The sequence below is a fragment of the Streptomyces griseoluteus genome, assembly GCF_004784465.1.
GTDB classification, from domain to species: domain Bacteria; phylum Actinomycetota; class Actinomycetes; order Streptomycetales; family Streptomycetaceae; genus Streptomyces; species Streptomyces griseoluteus.
Window position 1 is genome coordinate 99,414 of the sequence record NZ_SRRU01000008.1, and the last position, 18,971, is coordinate 118,384.

General features: G+C 70.3%; 14 protein-coding genes. 11 read left to right on the plus strand and 3 right to left on the minus strand.

What is annotated here, in order from left to right; all coding sequences use genetic code 11:
* Positions 1-154 precede the first annotated feature (154 nt).
* The 10 genes from dnaK (at position 155) to E5082_RS21990 (ending at position 11,225) form a co-directional block, all read left to right on the plus strand.
* Complete coding sequence (dnaK, locus tag E5082_RS21945) at positions 155-2,056, plus strand: molecular chaperone DnaK (RefSeq protein ID WP_135792958.1); 1,902 nt, start codon at positions 155-157, stop codon at positions 2,054-2,056.
* 10 nt (positions 2,057-2,066) lie between these two features.
* Positions 2,067-2,657 (plus strand): nucleotide exchange factor GrpE, encoded by a 591-nt coding sequence (locus E5082_RS21950; protein ID WP_135792959.1) that lies wholly within the window; start codon positions 2,067-2,069, stop codon positions 2,655-2,657.
* A gap of 6 nt (positions 2,658-2,663) precedes the next feature.
* Positions 2,664-3,599 carry a DnaJ C-terminal domain-containing protein gene (locus E5082_RS21955; protein ID WP_135792960.1) on the plus strand — a complete coding sequence of 312 codons (936 nt, stop codon included), beginning with the start codon at positions 2,664-2,666 and terminating at the stop codon, positions 3,597-3,599.
* The gene (locus tag E5082_RS21960; protein WP_190045431.1) at positions 3,596-3,958 is read left to right on the plus strand and encodes a chaperone modulator CbpM; all 363 of its coding nucleotides are present in this window, start codon (positions 3,596-3,598) and stop codon (positions 3,956-3,958) included. The genes E5082_RS21955 and E5082_RS21960 overlap by 4 nt, the downstream gene beginning before the upstream one ends.
* Positions 3,949-6,588, plus strand: coding sequence for an ATP-dependent chaperone ClpB (gene clpB, locus E5082_RS21965; protein ID WP_135792961.1), 2,640 nt, complete (start codon positions 3,949-3,951; stop codon positions 6,586-6,588). Before E5082_RS21960 ends, clpB begins: the two co-directional genes overlap by 10 nt.
* A complete protein-coding gene (gene trxA, locus E5082_RS21970) occupies positions 6,585-7,031 on the plus strand; it encodes a thioredoxin (protein ID WP_135792962.1) in 447 nt (148 codons plus the stop codon). Before clpB ends, trxA begins: the two co-directional genes overlap by 4 nt.
* 5 nt (positions 7,032-7,036) lie before the next feature.
* The gene (locus tag E5082_RS21975) at positions 7,037-7,300 is read left to right on the plus strand and encodes a UBP-type zinc finger domain-containing protein (RefSeq protein ID WP_135792963.1); all 264 of its coding nucleotides are present in this window, start codon (positions 7,037-7,039) and stop codon (positions 7,298-7,300) included.
* Positions 7,300-9,114 (plus strand): FAD-dependent oxidoreductase, encoded by a 1,815-nt coding sequence (locus E5082_RS21980; protein WP_135792964.1) that lies wholly within the window; start codon positions 7,300-7,302, stop codon positions 9,112-9,114. The genes E5082_RS21975 and E5082_RS21980 overlap by 1 nt, the downstream gene beginning before the upstream one ends.
* A gap of 199 nt (positions 9,115-9,313) precedes the next feature.
* Positions 9,314-9,622 (plus strand): DUF2397 family protein, encoded by a 309-nt coding sequence (locus E5082_RS21985; RefSeq protein WP_135793217.1) that lies wholly within the window; start codon positions 9,314-9,316, stop codon positions 9,620-9,622.
* Entirely contained in the window at positions 9,573-11,225 is a 1,653-nt protein-coding gene (locus tag E5082_RS21990) for an N-6 DNA methylase (RefSeq protein ID WP_135792965.1), read from the plus strand. The genes E5082_RS21985 and E5082_RS21990 overlap by 50 nt, the downstream gene beginning before the upstream one ends.
* Before the next feature lie 40 nt (positions 11,226-11,265).
* Here the strand turns inward: E5082_RS21990 and E5082_RS21995 are convergent, their stop codons facing one another.
* From E5082_RS21995 to E5082_RS22005, 3 genes are read right to left on the minus strand one after another with little or no spacing between them, the layout of a single operon-like run.
* Positions 11,266-13,392: a UvrD-helicase domain-containing protein gene (locus E5082_RS21995; protein WP_135792966.1), complete on the minus strand. Its 2,127-nt coding sequence runs from the start codon at positions 13,390-13,392 to the stop codon at positions 11,266-11,268.
* 40 nt (positions 13,393-13,432) lie between these two features.
* A complete protein-coding gene (locus E5082_RS22000; RefSeq protein WP_135792967.1) occupies positions 13,433-14,671 on the minus strand; it encodes an McrC family protein in 1,239 nt (412 codons plus the stop codon).
* Positions 14,668-16,476: a DUF4357 domain-containing protein gene (locus tag E5082_RS22005; RefSeq protein ID WP_135792968.1), complete on the minus strand. Its 1,809-nt coding sequence runs from the start codon at positions 16,474-16,476 to the stop codon at positions 14,668-14,670. The genes E5082_RS22000 and E5082_RS22005 overlap by 4 nt, the downstream gene beginning before the upstream one ends.
* A gap of 125 nt (positions 16,477-16,601) precedes the next feature.
* On the opposite strand from E5082_RS22005, the gene E5082_RS22010 reads away from it, so the two are divergent.
* On the plus strand, positions 16,602-18,914 hold the full coding sequence (locus E5082_RS22010) for a DUF2786 domain-containing protein (RefSeq protein WP_135792969.1): 2,313 nt from the start codon (positions 16,602-16,604) through the stop codon (positions 18,912-18,914).
* Positions 18,915-18,971 lie beyond the last annotated feature (57 nt).

Sequence of the window (18,971 nt, forward strand, 5' to 3'; positions counted from 1 at the left end):
GGACCGGCTCACCCGAGGGTGCGGATTCTTTCTCGTCCTCGTGGGGCGACCGGACCCGTGCATTCCTGACTCGCCAGGCGCAGGCGCGGAGCAACGCGGGTCGCCACCCTGGAGAGTGCTCGAGATTGCGCAGGCGCACCGGGAGGAGTTCCTCATGGCCAAGGCAGTGGGCATCGACCTGGGTACCACCAACTCGGTGATCGCCGTGTGGGAGGGCGGCGAGCCGATCGTCGTGCCCAACAGCGAGGGCAACCGCACGACCCCGTCCGTGGTGGCCTTCACCGACACCGGCGAGCGCCTGGTGGGCCAGCTGGCCCGGCGCCAGGCGATCCTCAACCCCAAGGGCACCATCTACTCGGCCAAGCGGTTCATCGGCCGGCACTTCGACGAGGTCTCCGACGAGGCCAAGGCCGTCGCCTACGACGTCGTTCCGGGCGAGAACGGCGAGGCCCGCTTCAAGGTGCGCGACAAGCTGTACGCGCCCGAGGAGATCAGCGCACAGGTGCTGCGCAAACTCGCCGACGACGCCTCCAAGCAGCTGGGGGAGCGGGTCACGGAGGCGGTCATCACCGTGCCCGCCTACTTCAACGACGCCCAGCGCACCGCGACCCGTGACGCCGGCCGGATAGCGGGCCTGGAAGTGCTCCGGATCATCAACGAGCCGACGGCGGCCGCCGTCGCCTACGGCATGGACAAGAAGCAGCACGAGACGGTGCTCGTCTTCGACCTGGGCGGCGGCACGTTCGACGTGAGCATCCTCGACGTCGGTGACGGCGTGGTGGAGGTGCGTTCCACGGCGGGTGACAGCCATCTGGGCGGCGACGACTTCGACCGGCGTCTGGTGGATTACCTCGCGGACGACTTCCAGAAGGAGAACGGCATCGACCTGCGCAAGGACCCGCAGGCGCTGCAACGTCTGTTCGAGGCGGCGGAGAAGGCCAAGACCGAGCTCAGTTCCGTCACCCAGACCCAGGTGAGCCTGCCGTTCATCACCGCCGACGCCTCCGGGCCCAAACACCTCACCGACTCGATCATGCGGTCCACCTTCGAGCAGATCACCGCCGACCTGGTGGAGCGCTGCCTGGGGCCGGTCCAGCAGGCCATGGCCGACGCCAAGGTCGGCGAGAACGACATCGACGAGGTCATCCTCGTCGGCGGCTCCACCCGCATCCCCGCCGTCCAGGCGCTGGTGCGACGGCTGACCGGCGGCAAGGACCCCAACATGAGCGTCAACCCCGACGAGGTCGTGGCGCTGGGCGCCGCGATCCAGGCCGGGGTCCTCAAGGGCGAGGTCAAGGATGTCCTGCTGCTCGACGTCACCCCACTGTCGCTGGGCGTGGAGACGCGTGGCGGAGTGATGACGAAGATCGTTGAGCGGAACACCACCATCCCGGTGCGCCGCAGCGAGACCTTCTCCACCGCCGAGGACAACCAGCCGGCCGTCGATGTGGTGGTCCTCCAGGGCGAGCGGGAGCGGGCCGCCGACAACCGGGTGCTCGGCCGGTTCCAGCTCACCGACATCCGGCCGGCTCCACGGGGCGAACCACAGGTCGACGTCACCTTCGACGTCGACGCCAACGGCATCCTCAACGTCAGCGCGCGGGACAAGGACACCGGCAAGGAACAGGGCATCACCATCAGTGAGAGCTCCAACCTCGACCGGAGCGAGGTCGAGCGCATGGTCGAGGAGGCCGAGCGCAACCAGGGTCAGGACCAGGCCCTGCGCGAGGCCGTCGACGCCCGCAACGAACTGGACGCGATCGCCTACCAGGTCGAGAAGCTCCTCGCCGAACTGGGCGACGCCGCGCCCGCGCACGAGAAGGCCCGTGCCGAGATGCTGGTGGCCGAGGCCCGCGACGCGGTCAAGAACGAGGCCGGAGTGGACAAGGTCAGGCCGCTGATCTCCGAACTCCAGCAGATCCACGCCGGGCTCGCCGCCCACCGCACCGAAGCGGCGGCGAGTGGTCCGTCGGACACCACCGGGCCGGACGCCTCCGCACAGGGCGGCCCCGGCGCCGACGACGACGTGATCGACGCCGAGTTCGACAAGGGCTGAGGTACCCGCCATGCCGACCCCGCCCCAGGACCGATCGTCCGACCCGCCGCCCGGAGCCGCCGCACCACCGCCGCAGGGCGACCTGCCCGAGCCCGGGCCCGCGCCGCCTGGCACGGAGACCGGCCCGGGGCCGGACGCGGCCACCGGTCCGGCCGGGGCCGAGGACGAGTACGCGGCGGCGATGAAGGAGGTCGAGGACCGCTGGCGGCGCGCCCTCGCCGACCTGGACAACCTGCGCAAGCGGCACGCCAGGGAACTGGACCGGGAGCGCGGGGCCGAACGCGCCCGCACGGCCGCGGCCTTCCTCCCCGTCATCGACAACCTCGAACTGGCCCTGAGCCACGCGGCCTCCGACGCCGGGGCGATCGTCGAGGGGGTTCGCGCCGTGCGCGACCAGGCCGTATCCCTCCTTGGACGCCTTGGCTACGAGCGTCACGCCGAGACCGGCGTCCCGTTCGACCCCTCCCGGCACGAGGTCGTCGGCGTGGTCCAGGACCCCGACGCCGAACCGAACACCGTGACACAGGTGCTGCGCCCCGGCTACGGCGAGGCCGAGCGGCAGTTGAGGCCGGCCGCCGTGACCGTCGCGAAGCGGGAGTGAGCGGCCGTGGCACGCGACTTCTACGAGGTTCTCGGGGTCCCGCGCAACGCCGACAGGGACGAGATCCAGCAGGCGTACCGCAAACTGGCGCGCAAGTACCACCCCGACGTCAACAAGGACCCCGCGGCGGAGGAGCGGTTCAAGGAGATCAACGAGGCCTTCAGCGTCCTGTCCGACCCTGACCAGCGGGCCCGTTACGACCGCTTCGGCGAGGACTTCCGGAAGGTCCCCGAGGACTGGGAGGAGCGGGTCGGTGCCGGTGCGGGACCCGGTGGCGGCTTCCGCTGGTCCACCGGGGGCGGTCCCCGGGCCCAGTACGCCACCAGTGGCTTCGGCTCGGAGGGCGTCGACGTCGACGACCTGTTCAGCTCGTTCTTCGGTGGCGCCGGACGGATGCGGGTGCCGGGAGCGGACCAGGAGGCCGAACTGCCGCTCACCGTCGAGGAGGCCTACCGCGGAGGCCGCCGCACCGTCACCCTCCAAGGGCCCTCCGGGCAGCGGCGCTACGAGGTGGACGTGCCGCCCGGCGTCACCGACGGGCAGCGCATCCGGCTGGCGGGCGAGGGCGGTCGCGGCAGCGGCGACGGCCCCGCGGGCGACCTGTACCTGCGGGTGCGGATCCAGCCCCACCCCGTGTTCCGGCTCGACGGCCGGGACGTGTACGTGCAGCTTCCGGTCGCCCCCTGGGAGGCCGCGCTGGGCGCGACGGTTCCGGTGCCCACGCCGAGCGGGGCGACGGCCAAGGTGACCGTGCCCGCCGGGTCCTCCACCGGCCGACGGCTGAGGCTGCGCGGCGAGGGCATGCCGGGACCGCGTGGCGCCAACGGCGACCTGTACGCCGAACTCCGGATCATGGTGCCGCCCAAGCTCAGCGACCAGGAGCGCGAACTGTTCGAGGAGCTCGCCGCCGTCTCCTCGTTCGACCCCAGGAGGACACGATGAGCGACCGACCGGTCGAGGCACGCCAGGCCGCTCCCGCACGGGCACGCGTCCAGTACGCGATCGTGCCGATTCCCAGGCTCTCCCTGCAGACCGTGGCCCGCCGTGCCGGTGTCCATCCCGACCTCATCCGCCGGTTCGTCGCTCTCGGCCTGGTCGAGGCCGAGCGCGACGCCTCCGGCCGCCTGCTGTTCGAACCCACGGCCCCGGCCGCCCTTGCCCGCGTCCAGCGGCTGCGCACCGGGCTGTGCCTCAACTACGCATCCATCGGCCTGGTGCTCGACCTGCTGGACCGCATCAGCCTGCTCGAAGCCGCCCTGCGCCGCGCCGGTACGAGGAGTGACATACCGCCATGGACATGAACCGTCTCACCCAGAAGTCCCAGGAAGCACTCCAGGAAGCCCAGACGGTGGCCGTCGGCATGGGGCACACCGAAGTCGACGGGGAACACCTGCTGCTCGCTCTCCTCGATCAGGAGGACGGCATCGTCCCGCGGTTGCTGCAACAGGCCGGCACCGACCCGGAGGAACTGAGCACGGCCGTACGGGGCGAACTGGCCCGGCGCCCGAAGGTCACCGGCCCCGGCGCGTCACCCGGGCAGGTCTTCGTCACCCAGCGTCTGTCCCGCCTGCTGGACGCGGCCGAGCGGGAGGCCAAACGCCTCAAGGACGAGTATGTGTCGGTGGAGCACCTGTTGCTCGCCCTGGCCGAGGAGGGCTCGGCGACCGCCGCCGGACGCCTGCTCAAGGAGCACGGCGTGACCCGGGAGTCGTTCCTGAGCGCGCTCACCCAGATCCGCGGCAACCAGCGAGTCACCTCCGCCAACCCCGAAGTCGCCTACGAGGCCTTGGAGAAATACGGCCGCGACCTGGTTCTCGAGGCCCGGACCGGGCGGCTGGACCCGGTCATCGGCCGGGACGCGGAGATCCGCCGCGTCACCCAGATCCTGAGCCGCAAGACCAAGAACAACCCCGTCCTCATCGGCGACCCCGGCGTCGGCAAGACCGCCATCGTCGAGGGCCTGGCCCAGCGCATCGTCCGCGGCGACGTCCCCGAGGGCCTGCGCGACAAGACGGTGTTCGCCCTCGACATGGGTTCCCTGGTCGCCGGCGCCAAGTACCGCGGTGAGTTCGAGGAACGCCTCAGGGCCGTGTTGTCCGAGGTGAAGGCAGCCGAGGGGCGCATCCTGCTCTTCGTCGACGAACTCCACACCGTCGTAGGGGCGGGCGCCGCCGAAGGGGCCATGGACGCGGGCAACATGCTCAAGCCGATGCTCGCCCGCGGCGAACTCCACATGATCGGCGCCACCACTCTGGACGAGTACCGCAAGTACATCGAGAAGGACGCCGCTCTCGAACGCCGCTTCCAGCAGGTGCTGGTCGACGAGCCGAGCGTGGAGGACACCATCTCCATCCTGCGCGGACTGCGGGAACGCCTCGAGGTCTTCCACGGCGTGAAGATCCAGGACACCGCGCTGGTCTCAGCGGCCACCCTCAGCCACCGCTACATCACCGACCGGTTCCTGCCCGACAAGGCCATCGACCTCGTCGACGAGGCGTGCGCCCGGCTGCGTACCGAGATCGACTCGATGCCCGCCGAACTCGACGAGATCACCCGCCGCGTCACCCGCCTGGAGATCGAGGAGGCGGCCCTGTCCAAGGAGACCGACCCCGCCAGCAAGGCCCGCCTGGAGGAACTCCGCAAGGAACTGGCCGACCTGCGCAGCGAGGCCGACGCCAAACGCGCCCAGTGGGAGGCCGAACGGCAGGCCATCCGCCGCGTGCAGGAACTGCGCCAGGAACTGGAGCAGGTCCGTCATGAGGCGGAGGAGGCCGAACGCGCCTACGATCTCAACCGCGCCGCCGAACTCCGCTACGGCCGCCTCCAGGACCTGGAGCGCCGGCTCGCCGCGGAGGAGGAGCAACTGGCCGCCAAGCAAGGGCAGAACAGGCTGCTGCGCGAGGTCGTCACCGAGGAGGAGATCGCCGAGATCGTCGCCGCCTGGACCGGCGTCCCCGTCGCCCGCCTCCAGGAGGGCGAGCGCGAGAAGCTGCTGCGCCTCGACGAGATCCTGCGCGAGCGCGTCATCGGCCAGGACGAGGCCGTCAAGCTCGTCGCCGACGCCATCATCCGCGCCCGGGCCGGCATCCGCGACCCGCGCCGCCCCATCGGCTCGTTCATCTTCCTCGGCCCCACCGGCGTCGGGAAGACGGAGCTGGCCAAGACCCTCGCGGCGGCCCTGTTCGACTCCGAGGAGAACATCGTCCGCCTCGACATGAGTGAGTACCAGGAACGGCACACCGTCAGCCGGCTCATGGGCGCACCGCCCGGCTACGTCGGTTATGAGGAAGGCGGCCAGCTCACCGAGGCCGTACGCCGCAAGCCCTACTCGGTCGTGCTGTTCGACGAGATCGAGAAGGCGCACACCGATGTCTTCAACACCCTGCTGCAGGTCCTCGACGACGGCCGCATCACCGACTCCCAGGGCCGCACCGTCGACTTCCGCAACACCGTGATCATCATGACGTCCAACATCGGCTCCGAGCACCTGCTCGACGGCGTGACCGCCGAGGGCGAGATCAAGCCGGACGCCCGCGCCCTGGTGATGGGCGAGCTGCGCGGGCACTTCCGCCCGGAGTTCCTCAACCGCGTCGACGACATCGTGCTGTTCAAGCCGCTCGGTGAGCGGCAGATCGAGCGGATCGTGGAGCTGCAGTTCGACGAGCTGCGCCGCCGGCTCGCCGAACGCCGCATCAACGTCGAACTCACCGAGGACGCACGGAAGCTGATCGCCCACCAGGGCTACGACCCGGTGTACGGGGCCCGGCCGCTGCGCCGCTACATCTCCCACGAGGTAGAGACGATGGTCGGGCGCGCCCTGCTGCGCGGTGACGTCCAGGACGGCGCGACGGTCCGCGTCGACGCCGAAAACGGAGAGCTGGTGGTCACCTACGACCAGCCCGAGGACGTGAAGGGAGCGCGGGCGGCATGAGCACGGTGCAGGCGACGACCGTCCGTTGTCCGCACTGCGGGCGCACCAACAGGGTGCCCGTGGCCGCGGAGGGCCGCCCCAGGTGCGGCCACTGCAAGCAGCCCCTGCCGTGGATGGTGGACGCGGGCGACGACGACTTCACCGAGGTCGCCGAGCGGGCCGACGTCCCCGTCGTGGTCGACCTGTGGGCCACCTGGTGCGGCCCCTGCCGGATGGTCAGCCCCGCGCTGGAGCAGGTGGCCACCGAACTCGCGGGCCGGATCAAGCTCGTCAAGGTCGACGTCGACAAGAACCCGCGACTGTCGCAGCGTTTCGAGGTGCAGGCGGTGCCGACACTGCTCATCCTCGACAAGGGAGAGACCGTCGCGCGGCAGGCGGGGGCGGCGCCCGCCCCCGCTCTGCGCCAGTGGGTGGAACAGACGATCACGACCCGGGAAGGGTGATCCGTATGACCGTGCACGCAGACCCCCACCTCGCGCTTGTCCGGCCGGTCCAGCCACTGACCCCGCAGGGGTGTCAGGAGTGTCTCCTGACCGGCTCCCCGTGGGTCCACCTGAGGCTCTGCCTGACCTGCGGGCACGTCGGATGCTGTGACTCTTCGCCGAACAAGCACGCGCGCGGGCACGCCGCTGCCGACGCCCACCCCATCGTGCAGTCGTTCGAGCCCGGCGAGGACTGGCGCTGGTGCTTCGTCCACGAGGCGTTCGCCTGATGTCCGCCGACCAGCCGCAGCCGGGCGGGGAACCGGCACCGCAGGACACGGACGAGGCCGCCTTCTGGGAGAGCCCGGACATCTACGGCGCGTACCCGCGCCTCACGCAGGACCAGATAGCCCGTCTGGCGGAACACGGACAGCGCCGGAGCACATCGGCGAACGACGTGCTGATCCGGGAGGGCGAGCGCTGCGAGACGTTCCTCGTCGTCCTCGAGGGCAGCGTCGCCGTCGTCGAGGACTACGGCACGCCCGAGGAACACCTGCTGCGTGTGCACGGCCCCGGTCGCTTCATCGGCGAACTCGGGCTGCTGCACGACCAGGTGGCCTTCTACACCGCTGTCGTCAGGGAGCCGGGCGAGGTCCTGGTCGTCTCCCTGGACCAGTTGCGCCACCTGGTGTCCCAGGACTCCGCCCTCGCGGACGTCGTGCTGCGCGCCTGTCTGGGCCGTCGTGCGCTGCTCGTCGGGCAGGGCGCGGGTTTCCGCATCATCGGGTCGCGCTACTCACCCGACACCAGACGGCTGCGCGAGTTCGCCATCCGCAACCGTCTGCCGCACCGCTGGATCGACCTGGAGACCGATGAGGAGGCCGAGGAACTGCTGCGGCGCTTCGGAGTCGGCCCGGAGGAGACACCGATCGTCATCTGGCGGGACACCACCCTGCTGCGCAACCCCAGCAACGCGGAACTGGCCCGGCTCATCGGCCTGCCGACACTGCCTGACGGAAGCCGTCACGGCGACGTCCTGATCGTCGGCTCCGGACCCGGCGGCCTCGCCGCCGCGGTGTACGCCGCCTCCGAGGGCCTCAGCACGACCGTGGTGGAGGCGATGGCCACCGGGGGCCAGGCCGGCACGTCGTCGCGCATCGAGAACCTGCTCGGCTTCCCCGCCGGCATCTCCGGCGCCGAACTCACCGAACGCGCCGTGCTCCAGGCCGACAAGTTCGGTGCCAGATTCAGCATTCCGATGGAGGCGACCGGTCTCCACCGCAAGGACGAGGACCACTTCGTGGTGACGTTCGCCGACGGCAGCGAGATCACCGCCCGCGCCGTCGTCCTGGCCACGGGAGCCCGTTACCGCCGGCTCAAGGTGCCCGGCATCGAACGCCTGGAGGGAACGAGCGTCCACTACTCGGCGACCGTCTACGAGGCCCAGCAGTGCGGTGCCGACCCGGTGGCCGTCGTCGGCGGGGGCAACTCGGCCGGCCAGGCGGTGCTGTTCCTCGCCTCGTACGCGCCGAAGGTGTACCTGCTGGTCCGGGGGCCCAGCCTGGACGCCAACATGTCCCGCTACCTGGTCGACCAGGTCGAGCGGCACCCCCGGGTGGAGGTCATGCTGCACACGGAGGTCAGCGAGGTCATCGGCGAGGAGGTGCTGGAGGAGCTCGACGTGGTCGACAACCGGACGGGCGAACACCGCCGGCTGGCGGCACGGGCTTTGTTCGTCTTCACCGGCGCGGAACCCCACACCCAGTGGCTGGCCGGCAGCGTCGCCCTGGACGCCCGCGGCTTCGTCCTCACCGGGCCCGAGGCGCGGGAAGCCTGCGCCCAGCCCGAGATGTGGCACGGCCTCGGGCGCTCGTGCATGACCCTGGAGACCAGCCTGCCCGGGGTGTTCGCGGTAGGGGACGTGCGCAGCGGCTCGGTGAAACGGGTGGCTTCGGCGGCCGGCGAGGGCGCGATGGCCATCCACTTCGTGCACCGGCACCTGGGGCACTCGGCCGCGCCCGGCACGACGGGTTCGGAGGCGGCCGTGGGCGAGACGGACGCCAACCCGCAGACGCGTCACAAGGAGTCGCCGTGGCTCGCGTGACATCTGGGGGGCTGAGCCGGACATACAAGTCCAGGATCTAGCATTTGGGTTTCTTTGCAGGTCAGGGTCCTGATTGGCGCCCTGCGTGTCGGGCAGCCCGTCGGCGAGCGCCCCGATGCCCGCCGCGTGCGCGTCGATCCGGGCGAGCAGCGCTGGACAAGCACGGTGATGACAACTTGTTTACCTGTAGGCCCACCACCTGGCGGTCACCGCCTTCGGGCTCTACGGCGCCCGCCATCTGGGGGTAGCGCCGGACCCCAACCGGTTCGCGCTGGCGTACGTGAGCTGGTGGACCGGACCCGTGGCGGAGGTGCCGGTGGCGCTGTGTGGGCACGGCAGCAGGGCTCCGCACGGGCATGCGACAACAGCGATACACAACGTGTATGACGCATCTATTGTTGACGACGTCAACAAAATTAGCGTTGATAGCAACATAGACCCTGTGTACGGTTGCCCGTATGACGGACACCCCCGCCCCGCAGGCCGGTCCGCTGGTCACCGGATCTGAGATCGCCAGGCTGGCGGGCGTCACCCGCGCCGCCGTCTCGAACTGGCGGCGGCGTTATGAGGACTTCCCCACGCCGAGCGGCGGGGGCGCCAACAGTCCGTTGTTCGACCTGGCGGAGGTGCGGGCCTGGCTGGCCAAGCAACGCAAGGGGCAGGAAGTGTCCGTGGAAGTGCAGCTGTGGCAGGCGCTGCGCGGGGTTTACGGAGACGACATGCTCGGCGGCCTCGCTCACGTCGCCGGACTCCTCGCCGAGAGGGAGGCGCCCGGGGAACTTCCGGCGGACATTGTGCGGCTCGTGCGAAATCTGGCCGAGAGCGATGGTGCGGCAGAGGCGGTGAGCATCCTCGCGGAGCGCTTCACCGACTCCGTTCGCCGTGCTGGATCGGACCAGGTCACCTCCTCGAGGGTCGTCCGTGCAGTACGCCACTTCGCCGGTGCGGTGGCACCTGACGCGACCCTCTTCGACCCGGCCTGCGGTATCGGCTCTCTCCTGCTCGCCATCGGTCCTCAGCGAGGCCCGAGGCGCTGCGGGCAGGAGTCCGACGCCCGAAGCGCCGTGTTCGCGCAGCTGAGGGCCGACCTCACGGGGCACACCGGTGTCGGCATCGTCAGGGGGGACTCCCTGCGCGACGACCAGTGGACGAACCTCGAGGCCGACCTCGTCGTCTGTGATCCCCCGGTCGCAGAATCCGACTGGGGGCGTGAGGATCTGCTGCTCGACTCCCGCTGGGAGTTCGGCACCCCGTCCCGTGCCGAAGGCGAACTCGCCTGGCTGCAGCACGCCTATGCGCACACCGCCCCAGGCGGTCGCGTTCTCATGGTCCTGCCCGCTTCGGTCGCCTATCGCAAGGCGGGCCGCCGTATCCGCGCCGAGCTCGTACGCCGGGGCGTCCTCACTCAGATCACCGCCCTGCCGTCCGGCACGGCGGCGTCGCATGCGCTTCCCGTCCATCTCTGGCAGCTGCGTCGCCCGCGGACCCCGGGGGATGCCGTCACCACTGTCCGTATGGTCGATCTGACGGCCGGCGACCCGGACGGTTCACTGGAACCGGACCCCGAGCAGATGGCGGAAGTTCCCCTGATCGACCTGCTCGACGACGCTGTGGACCTCACGCCCGGCCGTTTTGTCGAGGACTCCCATCGCGACTACGCGGCTGAGTATGAGGCTCTGCGACGGCAGTTGACGGAGCAGGTGAGGCTACTGGCGGAGTTGCTGCCGGCGTTGGCCGAAGGCGCCGGCCCCAGCTCTCTTGACGGGCCTACCGTCAGCGTCGCCGACCTCGCGCGCGCAGGGCTCGTGGAGTACGGTGATCCGGAACCGGTTTCGGTCAGCGACCAGCTCGACACCGACTACCTCCAGGGCTTCCTGCGCAGTGTGGCCAACACCCGGCGCTCCACGAGTACCAGCGGCACCTTCCGCCTCGACGGCAAGGGCGCCCGCATCCCACAGATGGACATCACCGAGCAGCGGCGGTACGGGGCGGCGTTCCGGGCGCTTCAGGAGTTCGAGGAGCGAGCGCGGAGGGTCGCCGAGCTGAGCCGGGACGCGGCAACCCTGGCAAGGGACGGTCTCGGCAACGGCGCGCTCGCCCCGGAGAACTGACGGGGAGCGTCACATCGCCGGTCCCTTCACGCCGATGCGGTTACGGCACGAACGAACTGGCCGAACCACTCCACGTCACCGCCAACGCCTCCCGAGCACGCGTGCACGCCACGAACAGCAGACACCGCTCCCGCAGCAGATCCGACTCACGCTGCAGGGCGTCCACGGAGGCCGGTGTCACCTCGCGGGCGAACGGCACCGCGCTCGCCGTCACTCCCAGGACGGCGACGCAGCGGAACTCCAGCCCCTTCATGGCATGCATGGTGGCAAGCCGCACCCCGTCCGTGCCGGGCCCCGGGTTGTCCCTGACCCGGACCACCGGGATCCCGGCCGCGCCCAGCTTGTCGTACGCCTTGTCGAGCAGCACGTTGAAGCGGGCGCAGACGCCTATCTCCGACGGCCGGATGCCCTGGGCGATCCAGTCCGCGACGCGTTCGACGAGAGCTGCCACCTCCGCCTGCTCGGAGCCGTACCCGGCGACATGCGGCTGCCGGCCGTGCAGCAGTGAGCGGTAGCCGGTCAGGTTGTCGTAGCCCTCGCCGCCCAGGTCGTCGACCGACACCGGGCTGAGGATGCCGGTCGACCAGATCAGGATCTCCTCCGTCGACCGGTAATTGATGCGCAGGCGGTGGGTGCGGCCGGTCACCGAGATGCCCAGGGAGCCGAGCGACACCTTCGAGTCGTAGATGCGCTGATGCGGGTCCCCCGTGATGAACAGGTCGTCGCTGCCGGGCGCCACCGCGCCGCGCAGGACTCGCCACTGTGCGGGGTGCAGATCCTGCGCCTCGTCGACCACGACGTGGTCGTGCGTGGGCGCCGACCCGGCCAGGAGGTCAGCCGCGCGTGCGCACACCTTCAGATGCGTGGTGGCCTTCTGTGAACGCAGCATCGACTCGAACAGCTCGACGGCCGACCACAGCTGGTCGCGTCGCGCCGACGGCAGCGCGCTGCCGCGCCCGCGCCGCAGCGTGCTGCGGTAGGCGTCGGCGGTGCGCAGGTCCTGGGCGAGTATGACGTGCCGGTACTCCTGAGCCAGGAACTGCTCCGTCCACGGCAGGCCCAGCTGCTTGACGACACGCTGCCACAGCTGCCGTTCCTCCCGGTCGTTGACGGGGGAGGGGGACCTGCCGTCGAGGCGGGTCACGACGCCGTGCGCGTAGGCGTTGACCGTCGTCACGTCGACGCGGCCGAGCAGTGCGTCGTCACCGCCCAGGAGCAGCGACAGGTTCTCGCGCAGTGAGCCGGCCAGCGCGTTGGTGTAGGTGGTCAGCAGTACCCGCGTGTCGGGCGCGCGGGTGAGGAGATGCTTGACGCGGTGCAGGGCCGCGACCGTCTTGCCCGTGCCGGGGCCGCCCGTGGTCTGGACCGGACCGCCGTACGACACCCGGTAGGCGACGCGGCGCTGCGAAGGGTGCAGGAACACCCGCCAGGCCGTGAACGGCTTCTCCAGGACGTCCGCCAGCTCTTCGGGACCGCTGACCAGGGTGATGCGGCTCGTGGTGTTGGCGATGGCGACGGCAAGGCTCTCGTCCGGGTCGGGGCCCGCGTCGACCGGACGGCGGACGGCGACCACGTCCCGGTACACCTCGTCGGGGCCGAATCCCTCGGCCAGGTACTGGAGCACCTCGCACTGGTCCTCCGGCAGCAGTGTTTCGAACGCCTTGAGCTGCGCCTTGTCGACGATGGTCCGCACCGCCCGCAACACCTGGTCGTCGATGCCCAGCTGGCGCAGCACGGTGTCCGAGTACTTCGCGAAGAGCAGGGAGTCGGCGGCGGCAGCCGCCTTCTCCAGCGCCGGAGTCAGCTGCTCGAGGGCGACAACGTTGCGGACTTCGAGTGCGCGCGTCGCGGAGTTCGTCGTGTACAGCCGCTTGGCCGCCCAGGTGTACGCGTCGTCGTGCCGTACGACGTTGACAAGCAGGAACACATCACTGCCGTCGTCCGGGGCGAGGACGACACCGCGCCAGAAGTCGTTGATGCGGATGGTCCGCATGCGGGTGTCCTGCGCGTTCTGCACGGACTCGAGGTGGAGCCCCTTGTCCGCGTGCAGTTCGGGCACGGAGAGCAGCTGGAACTTCTGCATCGCCTTGCGCACGCCGGCCTTGACGGGCTTCTCCAGGGAGTCGTAGCTCTCCCAGAAACTGTTGGCGAACGCGAGCTGCGGCACGAGGTGAACTCCCCACCCTGGACGGACACGCCGCAGTCGATCATACGCGCGGGGTGTTCACCAACCGCCGGGCCAGGCCCTCGACGGCCGTGAGCAGTCCGGTGGGCTCCTGGTCCAGGTCGAGGGCGTGCTGATGGATGACGGTGCCCGCGTGGCGCACCACGTGCGCGGTGTGTGGGGCGTTCCCCTTCGCGTACACCAGATGGCCCTCGCGCAGGCCGAGCGCCGTGCAGTACGCCAGCATCTGGTACAGGTCGGCGTCCGGGTAGCCGCCCCGTTTCTCCGCCTTGTACTTGGCGTCGACGACCGCACACGGGGTCTCGCCGGCCGGCTCGTACAGCACGAGGTCCGGCTTCATGCGGATCGCGGCGGCCTCGTCGAGGTGGTGGGAGTCCTGGAGGCGGGCGGTGTGACCCGCTCCCGTGGTGCGGAAGGCCTGCCGCAGGGCGACCGTCACGAAGTCCTCGAAGAGCTTGTTCATGTCGAAGAGGAAGCCGTCGATGCGCAGCCCGCCGGGCGTGTGCTCGGCGGAGAGTCCGTCCAGGACCGCGCGGGCGAGGTGCAGGGCGTGCCGGTACCGGGCGTTGAGACGGGTGGGCAGCCAGTCGGGGAGCGGCTGCCCGCGGACGATCGCGGTCACGTCGGCCAGCCGGGCCCGCTGGTGCAGGAGCCTGCGGCGTACGTCGCGTGGCACGCCGGGCAGCCGGAGGAGACGCTCGACGCCCGCACGCAGGATGCGGTTCTCCGCGATGTCGGTGGTGAACTCGTCGTACGCCACCTCGACGGGCAGCATCGCACCGAAGCGCCGCCGGATCTGTTCGGCCTCTCTGATCCGGCCGCGGACGACGAGCGCGGATTCCTCGGTCGCCCGATAACCCTGCAACAGGCCTTGTCGCAGGGCCCGGTCCACCTGCCGCTCCACGGCGTGGGCGAGCGCGGGCAGCAGATCGCGGTGCTCGGCGACCTCGACCTCCTCGTCCCGCCAACTCCTGCTCGGATCGAGGCTGTAGCCGAGCAGGAAGAAGAGCCGTGCGATGGGCACCTTGGGCGTGACGCGTACGGTGACCGGAGGGCCGCCGTCCGGTGACGTGACGGCCACGGCCCCGACCTTGCTGCCGGCCCGCAGCGACCAGAACCCGGGCGTGTACGGGTCGGGGGCCGCGTCCACGACGTCGGAGGCGGCGAGGGCACGGCCGACGGCATCCGGCAGGGAGTGACGGGTCGCCGGCGCGTGCTCGACCAGTTCGATGGGCCGCACGGCGTCCACTGCGGACGTCATCCCAAGGACTCCCGCAGCGCGGCCAGCCCGTACCGCTTCTCGATGTCCATGCCCTCCCCGTAGTGATGTTCCTCCAGCAGGGGCAGGATCTTCGTCCGCCAGGTCCGCTCCAGTCCGCCCTCCCGGTAGACGCCCTTCTTCATCAGGTACGAGGGCCCGATGCGGAAATCGGCTTCGTCGATTCGGGTGTTGAGTGCGTCGAGCAGGTCGGCGGGCTCCGCGTCCTTGCCCTCCTTGGCCAGCCAGCGGCGCAGCAGGCCGCGCGTCGGTTCCGTACGTGGCGACAGCTCGACGAAGGCGAAGCGGCGGCGCATCGCCGCGTCCACGAGGGCGATGGACCGGTCGGCGGTGTTCATCGTGCCGATGACGAAGAGGTTCGGCGGCAGCGCGAAATCGTCGCCGGAGTAGGTGAGCCGCACCGACTTGTTGCGATACTCCAGGAGGAAGTACAGCTCGCCGAAGACCTTCGCCAGGTTGGCCCGGTTGATCTCGTCGATGATCAGGAAGTGCGGGATGTGCCGGTTGCCCTCGCGGGAGGCCAGATCGGCCAGCTCACGCAGCGGGCCGGCGGTCAGCCGGAAGGCGACCTCCCTGGTCTGCGGGTCCTCCTGAGGCCGGAAGCCCTCGAAGAAGTCCTCGTAGGCGTAGGAAGGGTGGAACTGGACCAGCTTGACCTGCTCGGGGCCGCCGCCGAGGAACTCGGCGAGCTTCAGCGCCAGGTACGTCTTGCCGGTGCCCGGCGGCCCGTACAGCACCAGCTGGCGGTCGTCCCACAGCAGATCACACACCTCACGCAACCACTCGGTGTCGTGCACGAGGAGTTCACCGGCCAGCTCATCGGTCGGCTCGGGCAGCTCCAGCTCGCGGCGGGCGGTGAGCGCCGGGAACTCTGTGCTGGGGTCCCGCTCTATGGCCTCCGCCTCCTCGACCAGCTCCTCGTAGGTCAGGCCGAGGCCTTCGATGTGGGCCTGGACCGAGGTGAGGTCGACGACGTCGTGCTGGATGGACAGCTTCTGCTGGAGCTCCTCGGGAAGTTCGTCGTACGGGTGCCCGGCTGGCTTCCACTCCACCGGCCGGCGCAGGTTGGTGCGCCGGTCCTCCGACTGCGTCTGCTCGGCCTCGCCGGTGATCTCACCGACGTACAGGTGCCCGCCGGAGATGGTGCACACGGTGTCGCCCGGCTTCATCCGGGACAGGAAGGCGTGCAGGTCCTCGACGAGTTGTTGCCGCTGGCTGTACGTGGCGGTGGAATCGTAGTCCTCCTGGACCAGCGTGCGCAGCTCGTCCTTGCCGACACCCTGCCGGACGCCCTGGCGCAGACGGGAGGCCGCGAGGGTGACGAGTCCCTCCGGGAGCCACTGACGCCGGACCAGGTCGAGACGCGAGACGTTCGAACCGCGCACCAACCACGGGCGGTTGGGAACGGCCGCGGACGGCCCGAAGTGGTCGATGAGCGCACGGCCGTCGGCGGATTTCCACACCCCCCACCCGTTGGCACTGCAGCCCATGAGTATCTCGGCGGCGGCAGAGGGCGAGGTGCACTCGATGTCCGACACCGTCTCCAGATATCCCCGCCAACGGTCGGACCTGCGGATCACACCTGTGTCGATCAACCGCTGCCGCGTGTAGTACGACGGTGGTTTCCTCGCGGCGAACGAGGGCACGGTGTTGGCCCGGACCGGGGACCCCGCCGCGACGACGAACATCCGGCTTCCCTTGGCGCCCTTCTCCGGCAGGAGCCGTCCCCGGGCCACCATCTTGCCGTTCGGCAGCCTCAGCCGAAACTCGGGAAACTCATCGGCCATGGACATCCCCCTCAGCACGCACCAGCCCGATCTTGCCTCAGCGTAGTGGCCCCCACCGACAGCCCGGCCGCCTTCGCCGTGGCCCGGCTTTCTAGGATGTCCTTTCGCATCGGGGAGGGGATCACATGACAGTGATGAGCGGCGGGGACGGGTTGTCGGAACAGGAGTTCCGACAGAGGCGAGCGGACTGGCTGGAGATCAGGGCCGGGGATCTCGCAGCCGTCCTGGAGACCGCCGGACCCCGGCTCTTCGAGCTGCTTCCCACCGATCTGGGTGACCGGACACTGGTCGCGTCGGTGACGGTCGCGCGAGTGGCCGCGGATGAGGCACGGGCCCAGTCCGTGGCGGAGACCGTCCGCTGGCTGGAGCGGCTGATTGCCGGGGGACACCTCCACGATCTGGAGGGAGCGGTACGAGAACTCCGGTCCCGGCTGGCGGCGAGCGATGAGCCGGCCCTGTGGTCCTGGAACGCCGAGGGCTGGGAGGAGATGCTGCTGTGGCGGTGGAGGCGGGACCAGCCGGGAACCGGCGACCCGGCCGCCGACTTCGCGGGGTGGCGGGCGCGTTGGTCGGCGGAAATCCCGTGGGACGGTGAGATCGACCGTCCGGAGTCAATGCCGCGCCGACATGGCAGGCAACTCGTCACGCCCGCCGAGTTCTTCGCCGGCGAACCGGAGCCGCTGCGGATTCTGACACGGGCCGTACTGGACGCACCCGGTACCGCCGCCGCGGTCCAGGACGCGGTGCTGCTGCGGGAGGAACACCTCCAGGGCGCTGGGCACCTGGTGTGGCTGGCCGAGCAACAGGCCTGCGTAGAACAGCTCGAAGCGTGGCGGCGCAGACATCAGGCCGGGGGATCGGAGGCCACACGGGCGTTCCTCGCAGAGCTGTCCGAAGCGGTCAAGCGATACATGTCGCTCGTACTCCAGCCGGTCGTCGACGCCCTCTCCGCGTGCGAGCGGGCCCTGCTCGGCGACAGCAAGCACGGGGCGCGGCGCTCCGCCGCCGACTACCTGGACGCGTTCCTAGACGCGCAGGAACAACCCGGCGAGGATGCCTGGTGGGACGAGCGGCTCGGAGCGGACGTCGAGCAGCAGGCGCGAGATCGCCATGACCGGGGTGACACCACCTGGCACGGCATGCTCGGCACGGTCCCCGTCTGGTACCGCGTCGTCACCTCTCCGGAGGAGCGGGCGGCCGCGCTGGCCTACTCCGGGAAGCCGTCGACGTCCGTCGTGCGGGTCAGGACCGGCGCGGCGACCCAGAGCCTGCTGACCGACCTGTTCGGATTCGAGGGCCCGGCGGACGAGCACGAGGAGTGGTACCCCGAACCCGGCATCGAGATCGACTACGTCCCGGACAGCGCCTTCGACCTGTGCGCGCTGCTGGCGGTCGCCCAACTCGGCCACGCACGGCTGGAGTTCCTCGTACGGCGTGCCGACGGTACTTTTCAGCGGCTTCGCTCGGTGCGAGCACAGGTCCGTCGTGACGACACCGCCGTCTGGCGGCTCTGGGCCCTCAAGGTGCTGTCGGAACTGGTCCCGGACCCGGAGGACCTGGCGGACCTGATCGCCCGGGAGGACGACGGCACGGACGAGAGCGACGAGGCGGACGCCCGGACGCGCGCCGACGACCGCACCTCGTCCGACTCGGGCATGTCCGGGCCCGGCCCCCGGGCCGCGCGCGACGGACTGCCCGAGGCATTGCTCGGCAAGGTCAGATCGCTGCTGCGGAAGGCGGAGAACGCGGGGGCCACCGAGGAAGAGGCCCGCGTCTACCTGGCCAAGGCCACCGAGCTCATGGCCAAGTACGGCATCGAGCAGGCGATGCTCGACGACGTGACCGAGCCAGAGCGGCCCGTGGACCGGATCGTCGACCTGTACCCGCCCTACGTCAAGGAGGGGCGGCGGCTGCTCGCCAGGATCGGCTACGAGATGCGCTGCCGATCGGTGTACCCCGGCGGCAAGGCCAACCGTCACCGCGTCCATCTCTTCGGTTTCGAGACTGACATCCAGGCCACCGAGGTGCTGTTCGCGAGCCTGCGCCTGCAGATGCTGGAGGGAGCGGACCGTGCGGACCGCCAGCATCGACCCGAAGGCGAGGACGCCCGAGCCTACAAGCGTTCCTGGATGCTCGGCTTCATCCGCGAGGTGACCGCGCGGATCGGTGCCGCCCAGCAGGTTGCGAGGGCCGCCGCCGAGCAGCGAACCGAGGCGGAAGGAGAGGGACCGGGCGGCCGCAGTGTGGCGCTGGTCCTCGCCGACCGGACGACGGTAGTCGAGGCGCGGCTCGCCGCCCAGTACCCGAAGCTGAACAAGACCCGTCCGACGACGTTCAAGGGCACCGGCTACTGGCAGGGGGTGGCCGACGGGCGGGACGCCGACATCGGTGGTCCGGCCTTCGACGAAGAGGGCCAGGCTGCACGGCTCGCCATCTGAGCCACGTGTCGCCTGGTGACCAGGAGGGTTGAGGGCGTGGGAAGGCGCCGCCCCGCA